19 protein-coding genes are annotated in these 25,491 nt (G+C 36.1%); 8 read left to right on the top strand and 11 right to left on the bottom strand.

What is annotated here, in order from left to right:
- Window positions 1-4: 4 nt before the first annotated feature.
- The 3 genes from RHP76_RS19765 to RHP76_RS19755 all read right to left on the bottom strand — a co-directional run bounded on the left by RHP76_RS19765 (window position 5) and on the right by RHP76_RS19755 (window position 3,771).
- The gene (locus RHP76_RS19765) at window positions 5-595 is read right to left on the bottom strand and encodes a DUF1572 family protein (RefSeq protein ID WP_311228862.1); all 591 of its coding nucleotides are present in this window, start codon (window positions 593-595) and stop codon (window positions 5-7) included.
- An 84-nt stretch (window positions 596-679) separates the two neighbouring features.
- Complete coding sequence (locus RHP76_RS19760; protein WP_120233463.1) at window positions 680-2,782, bottom strand: FIDD domain-containing protein; 2,103 nt, start codon at window positions 2,780-2,782, stop codon at window positions 680-682.
- A 191-nt stretch (window positions 2,783-2,973) separates the two neighbouring features.
- Complete coding sequence (locus RHP76_RS19755; protein ID WP_062675481.1) at window positions 2,974-3,771, bottom strand: hypothetical protein; 798 nt, start codon at window positions 3,769-3,771, stop codon at window positions 2,974-2,976.
- Between the two features lie 204 nt (window positions 3,772-3,975).
- On the opposite strand from RHP76_RS19755, the gene glgP reads away from it, so the two are divergent.
- A complete protein-coding gene (glgP, locus tag RHP76_RS19750; protein ID WP_311228861.1) occupies window positions 3,976-5,640 on the top strand; it encodes an alpha-glucan family phosphorylase in 1,665 nt (554 codons plus the stop codon).
- Window positions 5,641-5,642: 2 nt separating this feature from the next.
- Here glgP and RHP76_RS19745 read toward each other — a convergent pair whose 3' ends face one another.
- The 5 genes from RHP76_RS19745 to RHP76_RS19725 form a co-directional block, all read right to left on the bottom strand.
- Window positions 5,643-6,740, bottom strand: coding sequence for a formylglycine-generating enzyme family protein (locus tag RHP76_RS19745; protein WP_288443848.1), 1,098 nt, complete (start codon window positions 6,738-6,740; stop codon window positions 5,643-5,645).
- Between the two features lie 42 nt (window positions 6,741-6,782).
- A complete protein-coding gene (locus RHP76_RS19740) occupies window positions 6,783-8,393 on the bottom strand; it encodes a sulfatase (protein ID WP_277694045.1) in 1,611 nt (536 codons plus the stop codon).
- Between the two features lie 16 nt (window positions 8,394-8,409).
- The gene (locus RHP76_RS19735; protein ID WP_184935583.1) at window positions 8,410-10,005 is read right to left on the bottom strand and encodes a sulfatase; all 1,596 of its coding nucleotides are present in this window, start codon (window positions 10,003-10,005) and stop codon (window positions 8,410-8,412) included.
- Between the two features lie 440 nt (window positions 10,006-10,445).
- Entirely contained in the window at window positions 10,446-10,634 is a 189-nt protein-coding gene (locus tag RHP76_RS19730; protein ID WP_062675486.1) for a DUF6496 domain-containing protein, read from the bottom strand.
- A gap of 14 nt (window positions 10,635-10,648) precedes the next feature.
- Window positions 10,649-11,122: a hypothetical protein gene (locus RHP76_RS19725; RefSeq protein WP_062675487.1), complete on the bottom strand. Its 474-nt coding sequence runs from the start codon at window positions 11,120-11,122 to the stop codon at window positions 10,649-10,651.
- Between the two features lie 221 nt (window positions 11,123-11,343).
- Between RHP76_RS19725 and RHP76_RS19720 the strand changes: the two genes are divergently transcribed.
- Window positions 11,344-13,473, top strand: a complete 2,130-nt coding sequence (locus RHP76_RS19720) for a S9 family peptidase (RefSeq protein ID WP_311228860.1) — start codon at window positions 11,344-11,346, stop codon at window positions 13,471-13,473.
- A 56-nt stretch (window positions 13,474-13,529) separates the two neighbouring features.
- On the opposite strand, the gene RHP76_RS19715 is transcribed toward RHP76_RS19720, so the two are convergent.
- The 3 genes from RHP76_RS19715 to RHP76_RS19705 all read right to left on the bottom strand — a co-directional run bounded on the left by RHP76_RS19715 (window position 13,530) and on the right by RHP76_RS19705 (window position 16,185).
- Window positions 13,530-14,357, bottom strand: coding sequence for a GLPGLI family protein (locus tag RHP76_RS19715; protein WP_120233442.1), 828 nt, complete (start codon window positions 14,355-14,357; stop codon window positions 13,530-13,532).
- Window positions 14,358-14,363: 6 nt separating this feature from the next.
- Window positions 14,364-15,923: a vitamin K epoxide reductase family protein gene (locus tag RHP76_RS19710; RefSeq protein WP_311228859.1), complete on the bottom strand. Its 1,560-nt coding sequence runs from the start codon at window positions 15,921-15,923 to the stop codon at window positions 14,364-14,366.
- Between the two features lie 73 nt (window positions 15,924-15,996).
- Entirely contained in the window at window positions 15,997-16,185 is a 189-nt protein-coding gene (locus tag RHP76_RS19705; RefSeq protein WP_120233440.1) for a hypothetical protein, read from the bottom strand.
- Window positions 16,186-16,447: 262 nt separating this feature from the next.
- Here RHP76_RS19705 and RHP76_RS19700 point away from each other — a divergent pair, with 262 nt between their 5' ends.
- From RHP76_RS19700 to recG, 6 genes are all read left to right on the top strand, one after another.
- A complete protein-coding gene (locus tag RHP76_RS19700) occupies window positions 16,448-18,103 on the top strand; it encodes a peptide MFS transporter (RefSeq protein WP_123278995.1) in 1,656 nt (551 codons plus the stop codon).
- Window positions 18,104-18,237: 134 nt separating this feature from the next.
- Window positions 18,238-19,992, top strand: a complete 1,755-nt coding sequence (locus tag RHP76_RS19695; protein ID WP_110009540.1) for a peptide MFS transporter — start codon at window positions 18,238-18,240, stop codon at window positions 19,990-19,992.
- A gap of 126 nt (window positions 19,993-20,118) precedes the next feature.
- Window positions 20,119-21,042 (top strand): PDDEXK nuclease domain-containing protein, encoded by a 924-nt coding sequence (locus tag RHP76_RS19690; protein ID WP_311228858.1) that lies wholly within the window; start codon window positions 20,119-20,121, stop codon window positions 21,040-21,042.
- Window positions 21,043-21,065: 23 nt separating this feature from the next.
- The gene (locus tag RHP76_RS19685; RefSeq protein ID WP_062675494.1) at window positions 21,066-22,577 is read left to right on the top strand and encodes a peptide MFS transporter; all 1,512 of its coding nucleotides are present in this window, start codon (window positions 21,066-21,068) and stop codon (window positions 22,575-22,577) included.
- A 41-nt stretch (window positions 22,578-22,618) separates the two neighbouring features.
- Window positions 22,619-23,152: a thioredoxin family protein gene (locus tag RHP76_RS19680; RefSeq protein WP_120233436.1), complete on the top strand. Its 534-nt coding sequence runs from the start codon at window positions 22,619-22,621 to the stop codon at window positions 23,150-23,152.
- A 165-nt stretch (window positions 23,153-23,317) separates the two neighbouring features.
- Window positions 23,318-25,405, top strand: a complete 2,088-nt coding sequence (recG, locus tag RHP76_RS19675) for an ATP-dependent DNA helicase RecG (RefSeq protein WP_311228857.1) — start codon at window positions 23,318-23,320, stop codon at window positions 25,403-25,405.
- Window positions 25,406-25,491: the final 86 nt, after the last annotated feature.

Below are 25,491 nucleotides of genomic sequence, written 5' to 3'. Positions count from 1 at the left end.
CAATCTATTGTTTATATTCGTCTCTTACCTCGGGGCTGTTTTGAAGGCAGACAGGCGATGAATTGGTATCCGGATCCTGATTTGAAAATTTGGTTTTCATTTCTGTATTAAACTGTTGAGATCGGTTTCTGGCAATTGAAAGCGTATTCCAATCTTCATTCTTTATCATTTTCGCAATATAAACAATCTGTCCAATGTGGTAAGGATAGTGAGCCAATTGACGAAGAACGGCATCAATAACCGGATGTGCTTCTCCTCTGATGTACGTCGTGGAATAGAGATTCTCCTCGTTTATTTTATCAAGAGCATCAAAAAAACATTTCCAGCCCTTTTCCCAAAAATCAAGAACCTGTTGTTTAGTGGTAAAAGTATTGACAAATTCTCCATCACGGTTACGCCAGGATTTCTCACCATCTTCAGTCAGGAAATTGGTCCATCTTGAAAGCATATTTCCTGCAAGATGTTTTACAATAATGGCAATAGAATTACTTTCTTCATTATACTGCCAGAACATCTGGTCATCTGTTAACTGTTCAAAGGTTTTATCACCAAGAGATTTATAGTATTCAAAGCGTTTTACAAGCAGGTCTTTCATTCTTTCTATTTTATTTCCTAATTTAATAACTTTTAAAACTAAAAACCACCTCAATTGAAGTGGTTTTTTCTATCTGTTTTATTATTATTCTCTGTTTTTCACCAGAACCCAGCCTGTATATTTAATGGCCGTATTCTTTTTATCATTTTCATTCCATGTGATAGAATACCAGTATGTACCTGTAGGGACTCTTCTTCCACCCTGGGTACCATCCCATTTATAGCCATTGGATTTGTCTGCCTGGAAGATTTTATTTCCATAGCGGTCAAAGACATTCATGATCAGGTTTTGTTTGTTCGCTAAGGCTGAATAATCAATCACATCATTTATTCCATCTGCATTCGGGGTAATCACATTGATCAGATTAGGGACAACAATTCCTATTTCTATCGGATCACAGTCATAGGCATCTTTTACATATACTTTATGATCTCCTCTGGAAAGGTTACTGAAAACATTGGAATCCTGCCAGATGATATTATCAATTGAATATTTATAGGCAGGAGTTCCACCTATTACGGATACTGTGATTGTGTTATTCGAAATATCAATCCCGGAAACAACCGGCTGCTCGGAAGGAAGTACTTTTACAGTTTGTGTGGTAACACATTCTCCTGTTTTAAGTTTTACCCAATATACTCCTATTCCTGCTTTAATGGTTTGTGTAGTAGCTCCTGTACTCCACTCGTAACTTTTAAATCCGGGTCCTGCATCCAGCGTAGTCTGGTCTTCTGCACAAATAGTCACATCTTTGAGCTTATCAGAATATACAGGCGGAATAACGATCAAAGTAACTTTAGCGACATTATAACAACCCTGAGCATTAGAAACCCTTATGTATACAAAACCATTGGGTGCAATGTAATTATTGGGATTCAGGATTTCATTGGTCTGATTAACAGCATCTGTCAATGAAGGATAATATTTTTTTGTCGGATTGGTCTGCCCGGTTACTGAAGCATTGACAAGATTGAAAGAAGCGGTGGCTGGGCTGGCTTCGATGAAACATGATCTCAGGGTTGTTTCATTCACAACCACTACCGGATAAAATTTCAAAGTAATCTGTGCGACTGCAGTACAACCAAATTCTGAGATTACCTTTACATAGATAATTCCTTCTGCAGAAACAAATGCCATTGGGGTGGTAATCTCATTGGTTCCGGCATTGAGATCCGCCATTGTAGGATAGTATTTCTTAGTAACATTTGGGTTTCCAATAACGTCCGCTGTGGTTAAGTCAAATAAAGCAGTCCCTGCATTATTATTGTTACATTGGGTCAAAATCGCATTTTTGGCTGTAATAGAACCATTTTTAAATTTAAATGTTCCAACCTGTTTACATTTATTAAGCGGATTAGATGCATTGGCCGGATCGGTATAATTGATACTGTAATAATAGACAGTTGTTGTATTGACTGTAATAGGAGCTGTAATAGGATTATTCCCTGTTAAGGCATCATTCTGACTCAGATGATAACTTACCCCAAAATTTTGATTTCCGTTGAGAATTCCGGAGGATAAGGTAGAAAAATCAAACAAAGCTGTAGCAGAGCATATTACAACCTCTCTTGGGTCTGCAGGATTTGCCGCCGGAATACCCGGAGGAATAAATGGCTGAGTCTGAATATTTGGATCGGTAAATGGTGAAGCCAGTGTGGCAGTTCCTCCCCACGTTAAAGAAAACGGTGCTGTAGTAGAACTGGTGCTGCTCACCCAGTTATCGATAAATAAATAATAAGTCTGTCCCGGCAAAACATCAAGATATCTGCAATAAGGAGTTAAAGAACCTCCTGCAGCACTTAAAAGCGTACTTGTCATATTTAATCCTGTTGCAGGACCAGGCCCAATAACGGTTGCCGCATTACAACGAATAGGTGATCCCAGACTTCCACAGTTTACATTGGGACCAAAAATTGCCCAGTCATAATCTGCATCCGGATTATTAGGAACCAGATCGAAGGTAAGCGTTCCTCCTGTAGCAATTGTAATTTTATACCAGATTGAATTGTGCTCCCCTGTAAAGTCTATGCAGCTTCCTGAGTTAACCAATTCTTTTATATTACCATACCCAGTAGGGCTATACGTGATATTTGAATTTCCGCAAACGGAAAGAGCGGTAGCACAATCGGCCTGAGCATAGAAAGTATGAGAGAGACATAGAAGTATAAAAAGTAAAAGTTTTCTCATAGATTGAATGTTTTTATGGTTATAGCAGTTATACATTGCATTGATAATCAATGCACATCAAATATAACTTTATTTTAATTAAAAACAATAAAATCTAAACAATTTTAAACTATTACAAATTAAAACATTAAATAATTCAAAATAATCTACATTATATAAAATTATACAACAAATAATCAAATACATGATATTTATTTTATACTTGTAATATTTCCACAGAGATTTTCCAGGTGAAATATTTTATGGAAAGGACTTTTTACTTCTCTTAAATGTTCTTTATCCTGAATGAAGGTATATCGTGAAGCAATAGAATTCATATCGGAAACAATGACCAGCCAGCATTCATCTACTGAGGTGTCATAATATGGGAATTTTTCGTTCTTTTTTTCGATGAGTTCCAGAATCTTTTCTGAGCATAGTTCATCAAACAGATTCATGCTGTATTCATGGGTTATGAATACATTTCTGCGATGGAAAGATTTTCTTACACTTTTTACACATCCCACTCCTTTATTTTTTTTGATGCTCTTATAAATGCTGATGATATTTTCCTGTTGTATTTCCAGATTATCAAATTTGGTTTCCGGGTGGAATTCTAAAAAATAAACACCACGATATTTCGTAGTGTCTTCCTGTTCTAATAATATTTCTGCCTGACGGAACATTTTATTCAAAGTACTTTCTACTTTTTTCATTTCCAGATGATTGATTACTTCAGTCAGTTCTATTCCGATTTTTTTGTCGTTTAATTTGGCGATAAAGTCTGGACTCTCGCAGGTAAGGTTTTCAAATTTCACTTCGGGAAAATGATGCATAAAAGAATTGAGAAGCAGAATCTCGGATTTCTTTCTGTATTTTTCACGGTCATGCAGCGGAGATTCATCTATGGTACGGTGATACTTTTCCATTGGCTTTTTTTTCAAATGCCGATTAAGGTAGTATAAGCTAAGATTCTTTATCAGATCTTCTTCAGAAAACGTCTTTTTCATGTGTGATTTTTTTATTTAATTAAAGAACACATGCAGCCAATGGCTTTCATCATTAAAAGTTTTTGATAATCAAAAATTTACCCTCTTAAAGGTAAGTAAAAAAACAATTCAATACTTAGTTTTTTTATTAATTTATCGATTAATTAATGTAAAGTTTATTTTCATAATTAATACCTTTGCCTTTTTAAACACAAACCCACATTTATGGATTTCAGGAATTTCAGAATACCTTACACGATTAATCCTCAATATTCAAAAAAAGCCGTTTATTTCTCAATGGAATTTGCTCTTGAGCAGGTACTGAAAATATATTCAGGTGGACTTGGCTTTCTGGCAGGATCTCACATGAGAAGTGCTTATAATCTTAAGCAGGATCTTATTGGAATCGGTATCCTATGGAAATTTGGTTATTATGACCAGGCAAGAAACCACGATCAGACTTTACAACCTGTATGGACGAGAAAGATATACAGTTTTCTTGAAGACACCGGAATAAAATTCCAAATTGAAATCCATAGTGCTCCGGTTTGGGTAAAAGTTTGGTACCTTGATCCTGAAATTTTCAATACGGCACCCATGTTTTTCCTTTCTACGGATGTTCCGGAAAATGATCATGTTTCCAAAACAATCTGTCACAAGCTGTATGATGCGAATGAATCTACAAAACTTGCTCAATATATTTTATTGGGGAAAGGAGGAGCCAAGCTACTGGATGAAATGAACATTGAGAGAGAGGTTTACCATCTTAATGAAGCTCATGGACTTCCGGCAGCCTTTTATCTTCTGAGAAAATATAACGGAGATCTTGATAAAGTTAAAGAAAAACTGGTTTTCACCACTCATACTCCTGAAGAAGCTGGTAATGAAAAGCACAGCTTCAGATTATGTTATGACATGTCCTATTTTTCGGGATACAGCATGGAAGAAGTGAAAAAGATTGAAGGATCTGATGATGACCGTTTCAATCACTCTCTCTGTGCATTAAGAATGGCAAGAATGGCCAATGGCGTTTCACAGCTTCATGGAGTCGTTTCCAGAGCCATGTGGAATAAATATCCGGGAATCTGTGAAATCACTTCTATTACTAATGCTCAGGAATTTAAATATTGGTCTGATAAACCTTTATACAATGCAAAAGATGAAAATGATGCCACTGCTTTCGATTTCCGTAAGAAATATTTAAAGAAAAAACTGTTCAGTATTGTTGCCGATCAAACAGGAAATTTATTTAATCCTAATATCTTTACGATTGTATGGGCAAGAAGATTTGCAGGCTACAAAAGAGCAGAGCTTCTTTTGCATGATAAGGAGAGATTCTACAGACTTCTGAACCATCCCAAATATCCGGTACAGATCATCTGGGCAGGAAAACCTTACCCAATGGACTACTCTGCTATTTCCACCTTCAATACACTGGTGGAAGAAAGTAAAAATCATAAAAATATAGCTGTTCTTACAGGCTACGAGCTTTCTTTAAGTAAGTCTCTAAAACAAGGTTCTGATGTATGGCTTAATAACCCAAGAGTTCCAAGGGAAGCTTCCGGAACTTCTGGTATGACGGCTGCTATGAACGGCTCTGTCAATTTATCCACAGACGACGGCTGGATTCCGGAATTTGCCAAACACGGAGAAAATTCTTTCGTTGTTCCTAAAGCAGATTATCAGAATATGAGCATTTATGAACAGGATAATTATGATTTAAATACATTATATGAAATCCTTGAAAACGAAATTCTTCCCACGTATTATGATCGCCCTGATGAATGGAGAAAAATTCAGCATAATGCCATGAATGATGTGAAAGATCATTTCAACAGCGACAGGATGGCGGATGAATACTACCGGATCCTCTATAATAATCAAAAATAGAATTAATGAGTAATGTCTTGAACACACCTGAATCCGGTATGTTCAAGACTTGTATCAGGGCTGCTTTTCATACGCCGGGCCACCCTGTATCCACTGCAATAGCTATCATTGCATAAAAAGCTTCCTCCACGAAGGCTGCGCTTTACACTATAAGGTTCCTGAGGGTCATAAGACTTGTCAGCACCCTTCGGATTTAGAGCCATTGTGCCTTCCAGTTTTTTATAGTAATCATAATTATATAAATCGCTGCACCATTCCCAAACATTTCCCGCCATATCATACAATCCATATCCATTGGCTTTAAATGATTGTACAGGTGCAAGGGTACTATAACCGTCTTTCTTTTCATTGAGGTACGGAAACTTTCCTTCCCAGCTGTTTGCTTTAGGAGTTCCTTCATTGACGGGTTCATTTCCCCATGGATATATATTATTTTTTAATCCGCCCCGTGCTGCAAATTCCCATTCTGCTTCTGTGGGCAAACGTTTACCGGACCATTTACAATAAGCCTGTGCATCATCCCAGCTTATATGTACTACAGGATAGTTGTCTTTTCCTTCAATATTGCTTCCCGGTCCCTCAGGATGTTTCCAGCTAGCACCTTTTACCCATTTCCACCATTGGTTGTAATCATTCAGATCCACAGGTCCGCTGGTAGGTTTAAATACTAATGAAGCAGCTACCAATATACTATCCGGAGGTTTCGGAGTACCCTTAGGAAGGTTTTTTTTTAATTCGTCCCAATCGGGTTTACGTTCTGCCGTTGTGATATAGCCTGTAGCATTTACAAATTTATTGAACTGTGCATTCGTCACTTCTGTTATATCCATATAAAACAGAGAAACCTTCACTCTATGTTTAGGGTATTCATCTGGATCAGCCTGACTATTATCGCCTCCCATATCAAACTCTCCTCCAGGGATTAGCACCATTGCTTCCAGAGAAGTTTTTCCATTAAAACTGATATGAGAAGAATCTGTTGTCCCTAATCTCTTCGGAATAGTCATGCAGGTATGCCCGGGTTTATTTCCCACAGGTTCTACGGCTTTATTTTTACTACAGGAACATACCAAACTTAATACTCCTGTACAAATTATCATCTTTATGGAAAACATCATCTTTATCTGAATATTTACAGTTTTTTATGATTTCGGTTTACTGTATCTCCATCCTTTTTTCAACTGAAGTGAAAGCTGATTGACTAATTTTTTAGAAGAAACTTCTTCAGCAATATTTATATTTTCATCAGGATCATTTTTATGATCATAAAGTTCTCTGGCCAGATAGTCTCCGGGCTTTTCCGTTTCTTTATTCCATTCGAACCATTCTACATATCGGTACCGGTCGGTACGGATCGCATATCCCATTCTTTCTACATTTTGCACACCTCTCGTTTTTACTCCGAATCTGCCTAATAAAAACTGGCTGTAGGCTGCTGCTTTCCAATTACGTTCAGGATCCGAAAGCAAAGGTTTCATACTGATTCCCTGAAGATAATCGGGAATTTTTATTCCGCTCATATCACATAAAGTAGGATAAATATCAACAAACTCTGTAAGTGCATTGCTTGATTTTCCTTTTGCCTTTACTCCTGCCCCGCTGATAATCAGCGGCACTCTGGTATCAATCTCGTAATTGCTCTGTTTACACCAACTGTTATGCTCTCCAAGTTTCCAGCCATGGTCTCCCCACAATACAATAATGGTATTTTCACTCAGTCCTAATTCATCCAAGGCTTTTAAAAGCCTGCCTATCTGAGCATCTGTATAAGAGACAGAGGCATAGTAAGCATGGAGAATTTCCTTTTGCTTTTCCAAATCATATGGCTTTTCCGATGGTAAAGGCAGGTCTGATCTGTCCGTATACCCTCTCAGTTCAGCATCACCATGTACGGCAAATTCCGGAGCATTTTCAGGTATGAATTGATTTTTCGCAAGAGGTATATCATTTCTGTTATACAGATCCCAGTATTTTTTAGGCGCATTAAATGGCAAATGCGGACGATAATAACCTACTGAAAAAAAGAAAGGCTTATCTTTTCTTTTTAATTCTTTCAGCTTTTGAATGGCCATAGTCGTTTGTGCTCCATCATAATAAGCATCATCATCAACATCTGCCATTTCAACGGAATTGGACTTTGTATAGATAAATCCATAAACATCCGGCTTGGCTTTTCCCATTTTCTGCAGAGCAAGCTCCTTTTCTTTCTGAATCATCTTGTTTTTCTCCAGCTGATATACTGCGTCCGGATCAAAAGGGTATCCATTTACATGAAGTTCTTCATTCCAGGATTTATCATCAGGTAAAGTGTTATGAAAGGTTTTTCCAATTCCTACTGTATAATAACCATTATTTTTAAAGATCTGCGGAAGGGTTACTATATCCGGCAGATTTTTCCTGAAATCTGTCTGAAGATCCCATACACGAACGGAATCTGGTCTTAGACCTGTCAGAAGGCTTGCCCGTGAGGGGTTGCATACAGCCTGCTGGCAATAGGCTCTATTAAAAACAACTCCTCTTGCTGCAAGTTTGTCCATATTAGGAGTTTTTATAACTGTATTTCCATAGCAGCCCATTTCAGGTCTTAAATCATCAATAGGAATAAACAGGATATTGGGTCTTGTTTGCTTGATAGCGGATCTTACACTTTTTTTAGGTTTGGGATTATCTTTATTAAAGCTTACACCTCTCACCGCCATGCAATTACAAATCAATATAATAAATACTATTTTTAAAAAGTTGAAATTCTTCATGAGGTATAATTTTCTTTTATTGATAAGACTTATTTGTTATCAGCTTATTTTTCACTTCTTTCCATCCTTTTTTACGTTGTTCAGAAAGCTTTTCCAGAATGTCTTTATTTTCGGGATAAACTGCTATATTGAAATTCTCCTTCGGATCTGAGGTAAGATTATAAAGTTCCCGTGCTACAAGTTCCCCCGGTTTTTGGGTTACTTTATCCCAATAGTACCATTCTATCAGATGATAGCTTTTGGTCACCATTGAATATCCCATGTAATTTTTTTTATTAACATCGATTCCTTCTCCGGCAGGGCGTAAGAATTGACTGAATACTGCTCCTTTCCATTCGACACTATTTTCATTCAGAAGCTTTTTAAAACTTATGCCTTGCAGATAAGCAGGTGTTTCTATTCCTGCGAGATCACAGAGGGTAGGATAAAGATCTACCATCTCTACCAGTTCATTGTTTTTACTTCCCGGATTTTTCATTCCAGGTGCATATACAATAAGAGGAACACGGGTATCATTTAAATAATTAGTCTGCTTGCCCCAGGCGTTATGCTCACCCAGTTTCCAGCCATGGTCGCCCCATAATACAATAATGGTATTGTCCATTAGTTTTTGTTTTTCCAGCTCATCTACAAGCCGCCCAATACAGGCATCAACATAGCTTACAGAAGCATAATACCCATGTTTGAGCATTCTGGCTTCCTTTTCAGGCATCCGGAAGTAGGCAGGATGTTTTACGTATTCCAGATCATAGCAAGCAGTCATCTCTCTTTGGTTATACATAGCCATACTTGGTGCGTTGAACGGAATAAAATTGTTATCCGCCATAGGTATTTGCATAGGATCATAAAGATCCCAGTACTTTTTGGGAGCTACAAAAGGTAAATGCGGCCTGAAATACCCCAATGCAAGGAAGAAGGGTTTCTTTTTATTTTTAATACGGTTGATGGTCTGAATAGCAAGTGATGTCTGAGCTCCGTCATACAGCGAATCATCAGGACAGTCTGCAACTTCTACAGAACGTCCGTATGCCCACCCATTCCCATATCTTTTAGGATCTTTGGCTAATCTTTCCAATCTTTTGGCAGCAAGCTCAGCTTTAAGTTCACCACTGAAATAAAAAGATTCCGGATCTCTGTCTATCATATTTTTAACAGCATATCCTTCAGGACGGAGATCCGGTTCACGAAAAGAGATAGAATCAGGCATATGATTATGAAAAATCTTTCCGATAGATACTGTATGATAATTGAATTTTTCAAATTGCTGGGGAATCGTTACCACATCAGGATGTATTTTACGAAATTCTTCTCCCAGCACCCATACCTTAGTGGAATCCGGCCGTAAACCCGTTAAGGCACTGGCTCTGGAAGGGGCACAAACTGCTACCTGACAATATGCATTTGTAAAAGTTGTACCTCTTCTTGCCAGCTTATCTATATTGGGTGTTTTAATGGTTGAATTACCGTAAACTCCCAGTTCCGGCCTCAGGTCATCAACGACAATAAAAATTACATTGGGCTTAGACTTTTTTTGTGATTGTCCTGCAATTATATTAAATGATAAAATCAATAGAAGAATATAAACTGATTTTAAAGTTGAAACTCTGAACATATCAATTAGTTTTAAAAACCAGCCTTGTAAGAATGTGAGTTGCACCGTAATAGTAAAGAAAAAATCCCCAAGGCTGTTATTGATTAAATATTGAAAAAAGAAAAACTTTAAACATCCACAAAACATTAAGAATTCTTTTTCATCATTTGTGTTTTGAATCGAAATAAGATAATGAGTTATGAATGTGATGCGAATTTGCAACAAAAAACTACAAACTCTAGCAAAGTGAACTACAGCATATATACATCAATAACACAAAACTCACATTTACAAGTATTTAAAACAAAATAAACAACATCAAAATACAGGAAAAATTGCATAAAAAAACAAAACCAGCTAATTTTCTCATTACTTCTTTTGCCTATTTATTGTTCGAAACAGATAAAATATAGGATATGAAATAAAAAAAATCCGGAAAGTTTTTCTTTCCGGATGATGAATTACTTATTTTTCTTTTTCGATGGTACTTTCATACCTTTTTCCCGCGCTTCAGAAATACCAATGGCTACGGCTTGTTTTCTGCTTGTTACTTTCTTTCCGGAAGAAGACTTTAATTTTCCTTCCTTGAATTCGTGCATTACCTTTCCTACTTTGTCCTGAGCTTTTTCTGAATATTTAGTCTTGCTCATGATCAGATTTTTTTTTAAGATTTTGGCAGGGATACCCCTAATTCATAGACACACGCATGTTTCAAATATTTTGAACGCTCTCTCGATGTTACCGATTCAAAATGATCATTTTTGATCACAATAATCGGGTCTTCCGCATTTTCAATCTCAAAATTGGCTAAATACCTTTCATCCGGTGGAGATTGTTGCAGTTTTGCCTTTATTTTCTGCAGCTCATCTGCATATTTTCTAAATCCCGGATCTGAGGAATGGATAAATTTATACTCATCGCCTGCATACACATAGTAATGAATTTTTTTCTCTATCAACCCCGCCTCATCAGTAATTTCGGGATTATCATTTCCGTCTCTAAAAACGACTTCCACCAATGTTCCTCCTTTTTTATGGGCACATTCTTCAGCGTCTTTAAAACTGGAAAAACCTGTATAAACAATCTGATCGTTCAATACATAACGGTTCAGTTTCTGGTTGTATGCATTCGTTTCCATAATTATTATTTCATTTGATTTATACTTGTTATATATTCAATTTTTTTGCCAAATTGCCTTTTTAAAGAAATTTCATTAATGAATATTTTCAATTACTTCAGATTCGAAAACTAAAAAACATTTTCCTGAAAGAGTAAGAAAAAATGATATCAGGTCGCGATTTTTATTTTATATGGTTATGTAAGTAAGAATTATTAAATTTGGAATCATTAAAATTGAAAATGAAAAAACTCCTTTTAACTCTTACTGTTGCTGCTGTATTTCAAAATGTCTCAGCACAGGAAATTACTTTAGATAAAATATATTCAGGATATTACCGTGGAAAAGGGATTGCAGGAATCTCTTCTATGAAAAACGGAGAAAACTATCTTGTAATTGAACCTTCGGGAATTGCAAAATATTCTTACAAAACTTCACAGAAGGAAGGAAATCTTGTGGATGGAAGGTTTGAAAGCTATATTTTTTCTGATGATGAATCTAAAATCCTTTTACAGACAGGAAGCCAGCCTATTTACAGACATTCTTTTCTGGGGAAATTTGATGTAAAAGATTTAAAATCCGGGAAAGTAATCAGCCTTAATGAAGGAAAACCGGTTCAGGAGCCTACATTTTCACCGGATGCTACAAAAGTGGCCTTTATTGCTGACAATAATATTTTCTATCAGGATCTTAGCTCCGGAAAAATCACACAGATTACTACGGATGGTAAAAAGAACTCTATCCTGAATGGTTTGGCAGACTGGGTATATGAAGAAGAATTCGGGCATGCAAGACAATATGAGTGGACAAAAAATTCTGATGCTATCGTATTTGTGAAGTCTGATGAAAGCCAGGTTCCGGAAATCTATATTCCCATTTATGGAAAAAACCTTTATCCGGCTGAAATGCGTTATAAATATCCAAAAGCAGGTGAGAAAAACTCTGTAGTTTCAGCACAGCTATACCGTCTTGATAACGGAAAAACAATGCAGCTGAACTTAGGTTCTTTCAAAAACTATTATATTCCGAATGTATTCCAGACTGCAAAACCGGACGAAATTGTTTTAATTACGTCTGAAAGGATACAAAACGCTTCGGATATCTTAAAGGTAAATACCAAAACAGGAGCAGTTCAGAAGTTATTTACTGAAACGGATGATAAATGGATTGATACAGACAGCCCTACTCTTGAATTCCTTGAAGATGATTCCTTCCTTTGGGCTTCTGAGAGAGACGGAAACCGTCACCTGTACTGGTATGACAAAGATGGTAAGTTGAAAAAACAGATCACAAAAGGAAACTGGGAGGTAACGGATTATTATGGTTTTAATCCAAAATCTAAAGAAATTTACGTTCAGACAACTGAAAAAGGAAGCATTAATAAGGTGATTTCCAAAGTAAATATTGACAACGGAAAAACTCAGCTGATCTCTAATGCAGAAGGAAACAACTCTGCAAACTTCAGTAAAAACTATAATTATTTCATTGAAACATCTTCTACAGCATCTAAACCTTATACCTATGTTTTAAAAGACGGTAACGGAAAAGCGGTAAAAGAACTTCAGAACAACAATGACCAGTTACAGAAACTAAAAGCTGATAATTTTGTTGAAAAAGAATTCATTACGATTCCAAACGCTGTAGGTGATCAGATGAATGCCTGGATCATGAAGCCTAAAAACTTTGATCCGAACAAGAAATATCCTTTATTTATGTTCCAGTATTCCGGACCTGGATCTCAGCAGGTTGCCAACTCATGGGACAACGGAAACGCCATGTGGTTCAATCACCTTGTACAAAAAGGATATATTGTTGCTTGTGTAGACGGCCGTGGAACAGGCTATAAAGGAGCAAAATATAAGAAAGTAACCTATATGAATTTAGGAAAATATGAGATCGAAGATCAGATCACAGCAGCCAAGTGGTTCGGGAATCAATCTTATATTGACAAGAGCCGAATCGGAATGTTCGGATGGAGCTTCGGCGGTTATATGACAAGTTTGGCAATGACTAAAGGAGCTGATGTCTTCAAAGTAGGAATTGCTGTAGCACCGGTAACCAACTGGAGATATTACGACTCTGTATACACAGAAAGATTTATGAGGACACCTCAGGAAAACCCGGATGGATATGATAAAAATTCTCCTACGGAATATGCTAATCTGTTGAAGGGGAAATTCCTTCTGATTCACGGAACGGCTGATGATAACGTTCACTTCCAGAATTCTATGGAGTTCTCTGAAGCTTTGATTCAAAACAAAAAACAGTTTGATTTCATGGCTTATCCTGATAAAAACCACGGAATTTACGGTGGACTGACAAGACCTCAGTTATACCAGAAAATGACGGATTTCATCCTGAATAATCTATAATATTAAATTTATAACTCATAAAAAATCCCTTTCAGAAATTCTGAAAGGGATTTTTATTATTTAGGGTATTTCACCGCTTTATCCAGTTCTATAGGATTATTAAAGGCTTTTAACTTTTTTCTTTCGTTGGCTTCTGCGGGTTTCAGCTGTTCTTTGGAGAGAATTGTACCATCATCAAGCTGTAATTTTTGTCCTTCGCGCATGGTCAGATTTCCATTCAAGACATATTTAAAGGGATTGGAATAGAGGTCCAGCCTTAGTTTATTTAAATCTTTCTGAGTAACGGGAATTGCTCTGGATATAGAGGCATTTAATGAATTACGTTGATATTCATCCGGAATCTTTTCACTCTTAATTACATTAAAATAATAATTCTTTTTTGTATCATACAATTCCATAATCAATCCCGGTAATCCGTTAAACTTATAAGGTCCGTAGGGCATTGGGATATCTTTAGTAAACCATGCGATCCAGTTTCTTCCTCCGAACTGTGTAGTAGCTTTTTGAAGTTGGAAATTACTGGAAATCTTTATACTGTCTGTAATATTCCAATGTTGCTTCGTTTCTTCAGACAGTCTATAAAAATTCACATCTCCAATATATTCATAGTTTTGGTATATATTATCATCCTTCTTTTTTATTAAAAAAGAAGTCAATCTATTACCTTTAAATCCATAGTGCCCGGTAGCGGTAAATACTGAATCATTAATATAATTCAGTCTGTTGTAATACGCTATATCCTCTTTTGTGATATCCAGATAATAATTTTCCCTGGTAATATCTTTTGAGGTTGAATCTTTCTTGTATTTCACCTCATAGATGAACCTGTTGTTCTGGGAAAAAAACATTACAGTTCCCAGCAATATAAATAATAAGCTTTTCATAACAATTTAATTTTCGGATAATAATTCCGGGATAAAGAATTCCAGATCTGCTCTTTCATACTGAACCGGGTATTCCGTGTCATTGATAAAGATATTGGGTGTAAAATGCACCCCATTGCTGCTTACCCATTCTTCATGTCCTTTTAATAATGCAAGTGCATTCTCTGAACTTCCAAAATATTTAGAATACTTATGATACCAGCCACTTTTGTCTTCATTATAGCCCTGAACATCATACCAGCTGCTCAACGCTTCCAGAAATTCTATTTTATTTTCACTATTGATATAAATATTGGTAAGGTTGACATGAAACGTTCTATTATCAAGATCATCCCTGCTAAGATCTATATCAAAGAAAATATTGATTCTCAACTCATTAGAATACTTTTTTACCAGCTTTAGAAAAACAGGATAAAATTCTTTGCAATGTTTACAAAAAGGATTGGTAATAAAGGTTAAAGTTTGATCTGCTTTTTCATTTCCAAACACAAAAGCGTTCGAAAAATCTTTATTCTCAACTTTTTTCTGTAAAGACAAATTATTTTTGAAAAACTGATAGTTTCTCCTGAATTTCAGATTTCTTTTTAGGGTATTTTCATCTTTCTGTCCCTTCTTATTTTTTATCCTAAAATTCATCAAAACAATGAGCGAACCTAAACTTCCTATTAGAAACAGAACAACAGTTATGTCCGGTTTTTTACTGGTAAATGAGATAAGATTGGCAGCCACCAGCTGAATACATACTGAGGTTATGATTACCATGCAGACAGGACAATACTTTTTAACAACAAATACCTGATAGAATAAGGATAAGAAAGCAACGGGTATGAATGCAAATAATCCATATTGATAGATCTCAAAAAAGAATTCAATATTTTTTATCAGACTCAATAAAATAAAACACACGATCTGACTGGTAAAAAACAGCAGTGAAATCTCAGATAAATCTATTTTATTAAAAATCTTCCATTTTTTCGAATTAAAAACCAGGTCACAATCCGTATTCAGATAATTGCTTTTACATACTCCAACCGGTATGAATGTTCCTTTCCCATGCGTTTTTTTGTAGGCTTCACGGGCAAATATGAATCCGATAAGTCCTGTAGCCGCAAAGATCAGTTTCAAAACCAGATTGGAATCATCATAAACGAAAAGGAACAGAAACAGCAGCGTTACAATTCCCCAGTTAATGTATGTATAATCTAGTTTTAATTTTGTATTGAACTGCTCCTCAGGCTTTTCTATAATAAGTATTATATTTTCCCATTCTGAAAAAAAATCTTCCGTTTGAGAACCATTGACTGTTATTTTATCACCTATATTATTCACCACTGCCAATTCTCCTTTTACTAAAGCCAGAAAATCCTCAGGTAAAATATCTTTTTCATCATTATCAATTCTGTAACTGTAATTTTCAATATTGAAAAAATGTAAAGCATCAGAAAATGCCAGAAGGCTTGGAAAATTGGGATGCCCTTCCAATTGAAGTTCAAACTCATCCTTATCAATATGTATTTTATTATCATCCAGGTAATTGATAACAGCAGTATAGCTTTTGCGTGTCATTTTACTATAACTTTTTGTATTTTAAAAAAAATAGCAACAGTTTCCTGTTGCCATTTTAAAAGATTTACTTTAATTACCCACAACAAAAAGTACCGTTGCAATACGAATCACCATTCCCATTATGAGTATTTGCACATGCTGCATTGGTACATGCACATCCTGCATCCGAAATAGGATCTTCCTCTCTTAATCCCCCTTTAATGGTTTTCAACTCATTTCGGGATAAACTTCCTTTCATCTTTTTTAAATTGATCTTTTTCATAATAAATGTTTTTTTAATTACGTGTCACTATTGACATAGGCGAAAATAGAAAACAAATATCACTCACAAAGGAAATACATATGCATATTTTATGTTTATTCAATGTATTTTAATTTGTGAAATATGTACAAGTTTTTAAATAAAGAAAACCTGTCTGCACATTCATTTTTCTTATTTATTTCATTAATCATTTACGCAGCTATTATTTATTTTATCAATTAAAATTAAAAAGCTATTTTTGGGAAATTTGAAAATTGATTATATGAAGACTAAACATCCTAAAGGGCTGCCCTATCTCTTCTTTACAGAAATGTGGGAGCGTTTCGGGTATTACCTGATTCTTGGAATCTTTGTTCTATATGTTATTGAGCCTACGGGCATGAAAGGCGGACTTGGACTTCCGGATAAAACTGCTGATGACATTTTCGGAACTTATATTGCTTTAACTTATCTGACTCCCTTTATTGGAGGATTCCTGGCAGACAGAGTGTTAGGGTATATTAAATCTATTTATCTTGGAGGTTTTTTAATGGCTGCAGGATATATAGGTATGGGAGTTTTTAAAGATTTACCCCTGTTTTATACCTCTCTGGCATTAATTATTATTGGAAATGGTTTCTTTAAACCTACTATTTCAACTCTCTTAGGAAATCTTTACTCTGAAGAACCTTATAAAGCGAATAAAGACTCCGGGTATAATATTTTCTATATGGGAATCAATATCGGGGCATTTATCTGTAATATTATTGCCGCTTTCATGCGTAATAAATTCGGTTGGGGTGAAGCTTTTATCACTGCGGGTGTAGGAATGCTTATCGGAATGGTTATTTTTACCATCGGAAGAAAGCATTACATTCATGCTGCACAGATGAAACCTGTACAGGAAGGTGATACAAAACTTTCAGAGATTCTGATCAAAGTATTTGTTCCTGCTATCGTTGCCGGAGCAATAGGTTGGTTTATTCCTGATAATATTTTCGGAAGTGACAGTACAGATGCCTTTATTTTTGCATGTGTACCGGTTATTTATTTCTATGCATCCCTTTACTTTAAGGCTAAACCTGATGAAAAAGCCTCTATCGGAGCATTACTTTCTGTATTCCTGATCAGTATGTTCTTCTGGGCGGTTTTCAAACAAAACGGTACAGCACTGACAAGATGGGCTAATTATTATACGGACAGAAGTGTTCCTGCTTCTCTTGAAAAGCCATTGGAGGGAATTTATATGGTGGAAGGGAAAAACTATGAAGATAAAGAAGTTCCGGTTTATGACAATCAGTTCCGTTCTCAAAAAGATGATAATGGTGAGACTAAAAAGGAAATGGGGAAAGATGTTTATTTTAAGAACATATCCCCTGAACAACGTGCAGCACTTGAGAAAAACCCAGAAAACAAAGTATATTTATACAATACAGAATTATTCCAATCTATTAATCCATTCTGGGTTATTGCTTTAACCCCGGTTATTGTAGGATTCTGGGCATTATTAAGAAGAAAAGGAAAAGAACCTTTAACTCCTACCAAGATTGTTTTAGGATTATTTATTTCCGGACTTTCTTGTCTTGTAATGGTTCTAGCAGTGATGGCCGGAGACAACGGATCAGTAAAAGTATCTCCGTTATGGCTTGTTGCCAGCTACGGAGTCATTACCATCGGGGAACTATGTTTGTCTCCAATGGGGCTTTCTTTTGTTTCCAAACTTTCTCCTGCAAGGATTACAGCATTGATGATGGGAGGATTTTTCCTGGCCAACTCTGTGGGAAATAAGCTTTCCGGAATCCTGGCAAGTACATGGTATAACTATGAAAACAAGACGAATTATTTCCTTGTAAACTTCGCTTTGTTAATATTTGCTACACTTTTAGGTCTTTCTATGTTAAAAAGGCTAAATAGAATTATGACAGAAAAAGGGCATTAAAATCCTTAATATTATAAAGAAAAGTAAGCTGCGGAAGAGTCCCGCAGCTTTTTTATTTAAAAATAAAATTAAAACCTTGCCAAAAACCCAAAATAAACTATATTTGTCAGTCTTAACAAAAATTAACAATAGAAATGGATAATATTGAAGCATTGAGTCCGAAACCGGATGAATTTGTAGAGAATAAGAATTCCAGGCATCCTAAAGGATTATGGGTTCTTTTCGGAACAGAAATGTGGGAGCGTTTCAACTTTTATGGAATGAGAGCTCTTTTGACGCTCTTCATGGTAAATTCCTTATTAATAAAAGAAGCTGATGCAGCGATCATCTATGGTGGATTTCTAGCTTTATGTTATTTAACACCTCTTTTGGGAGGATTTATTGCTGATAAATATATCGGAAACAGATACGCGATTATCATTGGTGGATCATTAATGGCTATTGGCCAGTTCTTGCTATTTATCAGTGCCTCTACCTTCTCAGCAGATATCGGAAGCGCCAAACTTATCATGTGGCTGGCATTATTCGTGATCATTTTTGGTAACGGATTCTTCAAACCAAATATTTCTTCAATGGTGGGAAGCCTTTATCCAAAGCAGGAAAAATCTAAACTGGATTCCGCTTTCACTATTTTCTACATGGGGATCAACATCGGAGCTTTCCTTGGTCAGTTTATCTGTCCATACGTAGGTGACGTAAAAGATGCTGCAACCGGAGTAAGAGATATCTTCGCATTTAAATGGGGATTCCTTGCAGCTTCTATTGCCATGGTAATCGGAACGGTAACATTCTTTATCCTTAAAAACAAATATGTAGTAACTCCGGAAGGAAGACCTATCGGAGGATTACCAAAAAATAATACAAGTGCTGACTTTGAAGAAGGAGAAACACAGACTGCCAAATTCTCTGGCCAGGCTTTAGGAATCACTGGTGGAATATTTGTAGTTTTATTCTTCCTTTTCAGATATCTTCTTGTAGGTGAGTTTGGATTCAATTCTGTAGAAATGGGGCAATTGATTAAAGGAATCATTTATCCATTCATCTATTCAGCTGGTATTTCTCTTGCCTTCTTAATTATGTCTTCTGCTGAAAATAAGGTTGAAAGACAGAGAATCTGGGTAATTTATATCGTATCATTCTTTATTATTTTCTTCTGGGCTGCGTTCGAACAGGCAGGATCTTCATTAACATTTATTGCAGATAACCAGACTGACAGAAATATTTTCGGATGGAATATGCCTCCTTCAATGGTTCAGATCTTTAATGGAATCTTCGTTGTTATTCTGGCAGTTCCTTTCAGTTTAATCTGGGACAAGTTAAGAGCTAAAGGCAAAGAACCGGTATCTCCGTTCAAACAGGCAATGGGATTAGCATTGATCGCTCTTTCTTATTTCATCATTGCACACAATGTAAAAGATCTTGGAAACTCAGGTTTATTGGCCATCAAATGGTTAATGTTACTCTATTTCATCCAGACATGTGGTGAGCTTTGTCTTTCTCCAATCGGTTTATCATTGGTTGGTAAACTGGCTCCGAAAAGATTTGCTTCATTACTATATGGTGTTTTCTTTATTTCTAACGCTGCTGGTTATGCATTAGCCGGTTCATTGGGAGCACTTATCCCTGCAACAGGTGATAAATTCAAGAAAGCTGAAGAAATGGGTATTAATCTGCAGGATGTTTTAGATAAAAAAGTGACCCTGACAGCGGATCAGGTAGCTGCTTTTGATAAAGCTCAGTTACCATTACACAACCCTACTTTTGTAGGATTCGAAATCCATAACTTATTTGAATTCTTCATGGTATTCGTAGTACTTTGTGGGATTGCTTCTGTAATTTTAGGATTAATTTCACCTATCTTAAAGAAAATGATGCATGGTGTAAACTAATGTATCAACAAAATATCATAAAACCTCTGCCAAGTCAGAGGTTTTTTTTATTTTCGTATGATGGAAATTTCCGAAGATTCTTTATTCCAATCCGTAAAGGAAATCATTAGGCAGTCGCGCGAAAAAGTGTTTCGTATAGCGAATTCTACTCTACTGCTCACTTACTGGCAGATTGGAAAATTGATTGTTGAAGATGAACAACAGGGAAAAGAACGCGCAGAATACGGAAAATATACGCTGAAAAAACTTTCTCAGAAACTTACCTTAGAATTTGGAAAAGGATTTGATGAAAGTAACTTAAGAAACATGCGCTCTTTTTATCATGCATTTCCAATATGTGACGCATTGCGTCACGAATTGAGCTGGACCCATTACAGATTACTGATAAGGCTTGACAATGCTGATAAAATGAATTACTATCTCAATGAATCCGTTCAAAATAACTGGAATTACAGAGATCTTAAAAGACAAATCAATTCGCTTGCTTACGAAAGGGTTTTGGAACATAAAAAATCTTCTCCGGAAACTATTCACAGTGTTTTAAAAGATCCTTATATTTTTGAGTTTCTTGGATTAAAAGCTGATGAACAATTTTCTGAAAAAGAAATTGAAACAGCCATTATTGATCATATTCAAAAGTTTTTACTAGAGTTCGGAAAAGGCTTTGCCTTTGTAGCCAGACAACAACATATTTCTACGGATACATCAGACTTCTATATTGATCTTGTCTTCTATAATTACATCTTAAAATGCTTTGTCATTATTGATTTAAAAACAGGAGAACTTTCTCATCAGGATATAGGACAGATTGATATGTATGTAAGAATGTATGATGATCTGAAACGCGGTGAAGGAGATAACCCAACCATCGGAATTTTATTATGTTCAGAAAAAGATGAGACCATTGTAAAATACTCCGTTTTGAATGATAAAAATAATTTATTTGCCAGCAAATACCTGCTGTACCTCCCAAAAGAAGAAGAATTAAAACAAATTATTGACCAGGACAGAATCCGTTTTGAACTGGATCAGAAAGATAAAAACCCTTAATTAGAACTTAATCATATATCATTATGAGCTTAACTTTAGATGAAATACAAAATTTCAAAGGAAAGTATCCCAGACAAATCTGGAGCCTGTTTTTCTCTGAAATGTGGGAACGTTTCTGTTTCTACGGAATGCGTGGAATGCTGGTTTTCTTTATGATCTCACAGCTTAATTTCCATGAAAAAGAAGCCAACCTTCAATATGGTGCCACCCAGGCTTTTGTTTATGCCTTTACCTTTGTGGGAGGTCTTTTTGCTGATAAAATTTTAGGATTCCGAAAATCTTTGTTCTGGGGCGGTTTGCTGATGATCGTAGGAAGTTTAATCCTGGCTACCGATCCCCACAAATTCTTTTTCTTAGGAATAGCATTCACCGTAGTAGGTACCGGTTTCTTCAAACCTAATATTTCATCTATGGTGGGACAGCTTTACAAGCCTAATGATTCAAGAGCAGATGCAGGTTTCTCACTTTTCTATGCAGGAATTAACCTTGGAGCATTGCTAGGCGGTTATTTATGTATTGCCATTGGTAAAGGAGAATTCTTAAGCAACATTATTGCAGAAGAAATGAGGTGGCATATTGCTTTTGGTCTTGCTTCAATAGTAATGGTAGTAAGCTTAATTAATTTTGTATTTACACAAAGAACATTAGGGACTATCGGTTTACAGCCGGGACATCCTTTAGCAGAAGTAAAAACAGCTCCAATACCCAAATGGAAAGAATACGGAGTATATGTTTTGTCATTGGTTTTTGTACCCATCATCATGACCATGGTAGCCAAGACAGAGTATACAGATTATTTTATGTGGACCATCGGGCCTTTAACTTTAATCTATCTGTTCTATGAAATGTCTAAAGTAACAGCTTCTGAGCGCAAAAAACTTTGGGCAGCTTTGGTTTTCATTATATTCTCCATTATCTTCTGGGGAATCTATGAGCAAAGCGGAGGTTCTTTAAGTATTTTCGCAGCTAAAAATCTGAATAAAGATCTTTTTGGATTAGACCCAAATGGAGTGAATAACTCAGGAGGAGCTTTCTTCATTATTTTCCTTGCCCCATTGATCGGACTTCTATGGATCTGGCTGAACAAAAGAAAAATTGAACCCAACACGATTATCAAATTCGGATTAGGATTTATTTTCTTAGGATTAGGATATTATGTTTTATTTGCAACGCGCCTGTTCGCAGACCTTCAGGGAATCACTTCACTGAACTTCTTCACACTGGCATTGCTTATCATTACCCTTGGGGAATTATGCCTTTCTCCTATCGGTTTATCCATCATGACCAAGCTTTCTACCAAGAATCTTCAGGGAATGATGATGGGAATGTGGTTTCTTGCATCAGCGTATGGGCAGTATGTTGCAGGAATTATTGGGGCCAGTCTTGCCACAGCCAAAGAAGGTTCTACCAACTATGATGAATTGATCACTTATACCGATGGATATAAACAATTAGGATTATATGCGGTAATTGCCGGAGTGGTATTAATTTTGATATCTCCGTACGTGAAAAAATTAATGCAAGATGTAAAATAAAAAATAAGTAATTATGCTTATTTTTATCCAAATATCACAATATGAAGAAAATTTTAAGCATAACACTCTTATTTTTATTAAATTTTAGTTTTGCCCAAGTAAAGTGGATGACCATTGAAGAAGCTTTAAAAGCCCAAAAGGAAAGTCCCAAAAAAATATTAATTGATTTCTACGCAGACTGGTGTGGTCCGTGTAAAATCATGGATAAAAAAACATACGGCCACCCTGTACTGGCTCAGGTTTTAAATGATAATTATTATCCTGTAAAGTTTAATGCGGAAGAAAAAAAGAGTATTGAAATTTTCGGAAGAACATTTTCCAATCCTAATTCTGAACATAAAAAGGGAAAAAATTCTCTTCATGAGTTTACCCAGTATATGAATGTAGGGGCTGTTCCAAGTACGGTATTTCTGGACGAGCATGGCGATCCCATCACCATTCTTCAGGGAGAATTGTCTGCCAAAGAACTGGAACCTTATCTGGAACTGATCTCCAAAGATTTGTTTAAAAAGATTAAAACCAGAGAACAATGGGAGGATTACCAGAAAAAATTCAAATCTAAAATAAAAGATTAATTCAGAACTTTGAAACAGGATTTTGTGTTTCAATGCTAAAAATTCACTATAGAGGCTTCCAATTTTTTGGAAGTCTTTTTTATTTTACCGAAATTCGAACCTTTATTTTTTATCATCCGAAATAAGGATCAAAAAATTCGAAAAACAGTATCCTGAAACCTGAAAATGAATCTCGAAACCTCCATAGAATATGTAAAAGGAATAGGTCCGGAAAGAGCTAAACTCATCAAAAGTGTGTTGGGCTTATCTACTGTAGAAGATATGTTGAATTTCTACCCTATCCGTTATCTGGACAAAAGTAAAATCTATACTGTTTCTCAGCTTAGAGACGAGACCAGTCAGGAAATACAGCTGAAGGGAAGAATTACTCAGGTACAGGAAATTCAGACCGGTAAAACCAAGCGATTATCTGCAAAGTTCAATGATGAAACAGGTAGTATAGATCTGGTTTGGTTTCAATATTCCAAATGGTTGAAAGAACAGCTTCCGATCAACAGGGAAGTTTATATCTTCGGAAAGATCAATGTTTTCAACCGCCAGTTTTCCATGCCGCATCCGGAAATTGAAGCAGAAGAAAAAAAAGAAGGAGATACCCGCCTTAAACCTATTTATCCAAGTTCTGAAAAACTAACCAAAAGAGGGTTAAATCAACGATTTTTCCAGAATGCTTTAAGAAATATCTGCAGAGAGATTCCGAGTCTTATTGAAGAAAATTTTCCGGAATATCTGATGAAAACCTTTAAATTCATGTCTAGGCAGCATGCTTTTCTGAATGTACATTTTCCAAAAGATCAGGAGCATTTTGATAAAGCAGATTACAGACTGAAATTTGAAGAATCGTTTTTCTTTCAGTTAGGATATGGCTTAAAGAAACTTCATCATAAAACACAATCCCAGGGTAATCCTTTCCCTATTATTGGAGATCACTTCAATGATTTTTATGAAAACCATCTTCCTTTTGAGCTTACCAATGCACAGAAAAGGGTTTTAAAGGAAATAAGAATGGACATGAAAAGGCCGATTCAGATGAACAGGCTTTTACAGGGAGATGTAGGATCAGGAAAAACAATGGTTGCCCTTCTTACCATGCTTATCGCAATGGACAATGGGTTTCAGAGCTGCCTGATGGCTCCTACTGAAATTCTGGCCCAACAGCATTACAATGGTATTAAAGAACTGTTGGAAAAAACAGGAATCAATATCCGCCTTCTCACTGGCTCTACCAAAGCAGCAGAAAGAAGAATTATCCATGAAGAACTGGAAAATGGGACTCTTTCTATTTTGGTAGGAACTCATGCCGTTTTAGAAGATAAGGTTAAATTTAAAAATCTGGGATTAGCCATTATTGATGAGCAGCATAGATTCGGGGTTGCTCAAAGGGCTAAACTCTGGGCTAAAAATAAGATTCCGCCACACATTCTGGTAATGACCGCCACACCAATTCCAAGAACTCTGGCCATGAGTTTTTATTCTGATCTGGATGTTTCCGTGATTGACGAGATGCCAGTGGGGAGAAAACCTATTATCACAGCGCACCGCCGGGAAAAAGACAGACTGTATGTCTATAACTTTTGTAAAGATGAAATAAAAAAAGGAAGACAGGTTTATTTCGTATATCCTCTCATCGAAGAATCAGAAACCCTGGATTATAAAAACCTTATGGAAGGTTTGGAGCATGTGATGGATTTTTTCTCCGAATACAATGTGACAATGCTTCATGGGAAAATGAAACCGGATGAAAAAGATGCTGCCATGGCTTATTTTGCTTCAGGAAAAGCTGAAATAATGGTTGCAACCACAGTAATTGAAGTTGGGGTAAACGTTCCGAATGCTTCGGTAATGGTGATTGAAAGTTCTGAAAGGTTCGGACTATCACAGCTTCACCAGCTCAGAGGACGTGTAGGAAGAGGTGCTGAACAAAGTTACTGTATCCTGATGACTTCCGATAAATTATCAAAAGAAAGCCGAACACGTATTAAAACAATGACTGAAACCAATGATGGTTTTAAAATTTCTGAGGTAGATATGCAGCTTCGCGGTCCCGGAGATATACTGGGAACCCAGCAAAGTGGTGTGGTAGATTTTAAGAGACTGGATCTCATTAATGATTCTGCGATCATCAAAACAACAAAAAATATGGTAGAAAGAATACTGGAAGCTGATCCTATGCTATTAAGACCCGACAATCTGATCATCAAAAATTATTATATCAGATACTACAAAGGAAAAAATAAGTGGAGTAAAATATCATAAAAAAACCGCAGAAAAAAACTTCCTGCGGCCCCCTTATAAAACTGTTATTTAGAAGAAATTACTTTTGGTATGTCCAAAAAAAATTT

The sequence above is a fragment of the Chryseobacterium sp. SG20098 genome, assembly GCF_031844745.1.
In the GTDB taxonomy this organism is placed as follows: domain Bacteria; phylum Bacteroidota; class Bacteroidia; order Flavobacteriales; family Weeksellaceae; genus Chryseobacterium; species Chryseobacterium cucumeris.
This window is presented reverse-complemented; position numbering and strand designations above follow the sequence as displayed.

What these genes read in the sequence shown, in the direction of transcription:
- RHP76_RS19765 (WP_311228862.1), bottom strand. Translation starts at nt 595, where the DNA reads ATGAAAGACCTGCTTGTAAAACGCTTTGAATACTATAAATCTCTTGGT.
- RHP76_RS19760 (WP_120233463.1), bottom strand. Translation starts at nt 2,782, where the DNA reads ATGAGAAAACTTTTACTTTTTATACTTCTATGTCTCTCTCATACTTTC.
- RHP76_RS19755 (WP_062675481.1), bottom strand. Translation starts at nt 3,771, where the DNA reads ATGAAAAAGACGTTTTCTGAAGAAGATCTGATAAAGAATCTTAGCTTA.
- glgP (WP_311228861.1), top strand. Translation starts at nt 3,976, where the DNA reads ATGGATTTCAGGAATTTCAGAATACCTTACACGATTAATCCTCAATAT.
- RHP76_RS19745 (WP_288443848.1), bottom strand. Translation starts at nt 6,740, where the DNA reads ATGATAATTTGTACAGGAGTATTAAGTTTGGTATGTTCCTGTAGTAAA.
- RHP76_RS19740 (WP_277694045.1), bottom strand. Translation starts at nt 8,393, where the DNA reads ATGAAGAATTTCAACTTTTTAAAAATAGTATTTATTATATTGATTTGT.
- RHP76_RS19735 (WP_184935583.1), bottom strand. Translation starts at nt 10,005, where the DNA reads ATGTTCAGAGTTTCAACTTTAAAATCAGTTTATATTCTTCTATTGATT.
- RHP76_RS19730 (WP_062675486.1), bottom strand. Translation starts at nt 10,634, where the DNA reads ATGAGCAAGACTAAATATTCAGAAAAAGCTCAGGACAAAGTAGGAAAG.
- RHP76_RS19725 (WP_062675487.1), bottom strand. Translation starts at nt 11,122, where the DNA reads ATGGAAACGAATGCATACAACCAGAAACTGAACCGTTATGTATTGAAC.
- RHP76_RS19720 (WP_311228860.1), top strand. Translation starts at nt 11,344, where the DNA reads ATGAAAAAACTCCTTTTAACTCTTACTGTTGCTGCTGTATTTCAAAAT.
- RHP76_RS19715 (WP_120233442.1), bottom strand. Translation starts at nt 14,357, where the DNA reads ATGAAAAGCTTATTATTTATATTGCTGGGAACTGTAATGTTTTTTTCC.
- RHP76_RS19710 (WP_311228859.1), bottom strand. Translation starts at nt 15,923, where the DNA reads ATGACACGCAAAAGCTATACTGCTGTTATCAATTACCTGGATGATAAT.
- RHP76_RS19705 (WP_120233440.1), bottom strand. Translation starts at nt 16,185, where the DNA reads ATGAAAAAGATCAATTTAAAAAAGATGAAAGGAAGTTTATCCCGAAAT.
- RHP76_RS19700 (WP_123278995.1), top strand. Translation starts at nt 16,448, where the DNA reads ATGAAGACTAAACATCCTAAAGGGCTGCCCTATCTCTTCTTTACAGAA.
- RHP76_RS19695 (WP_110009540.1), top strand. Translation starts at nt 18,238, where the DNA reads ATGGATAATATTGAAGCATTGAGTCCGAAACCGGATGAATTTGTAGAG.
- RHP76_RS19685 (WP_062675494.1), top strand. Translation starts at nt 21,066, where the DNA reads ATGAGCTTAACTTTAGATGAAATACAAAATTTCAAAGGAAAGTATCCC.
- RHP76_RS19680 (WP_120233436.1), top strand. Translation starts at nt 22,619, where the DNA reads ATGAAGAAAATTTTAAGCATAACACTCTTATTTTTATTAAATTTTAGT.
- recG (WP_311228857.1), top strand. Translation starts at nt 23,318, where the DNA reads ATGAATCTCGAAACCTCCATAGAATATGTAAAAGGAATAGGTCCGGAA.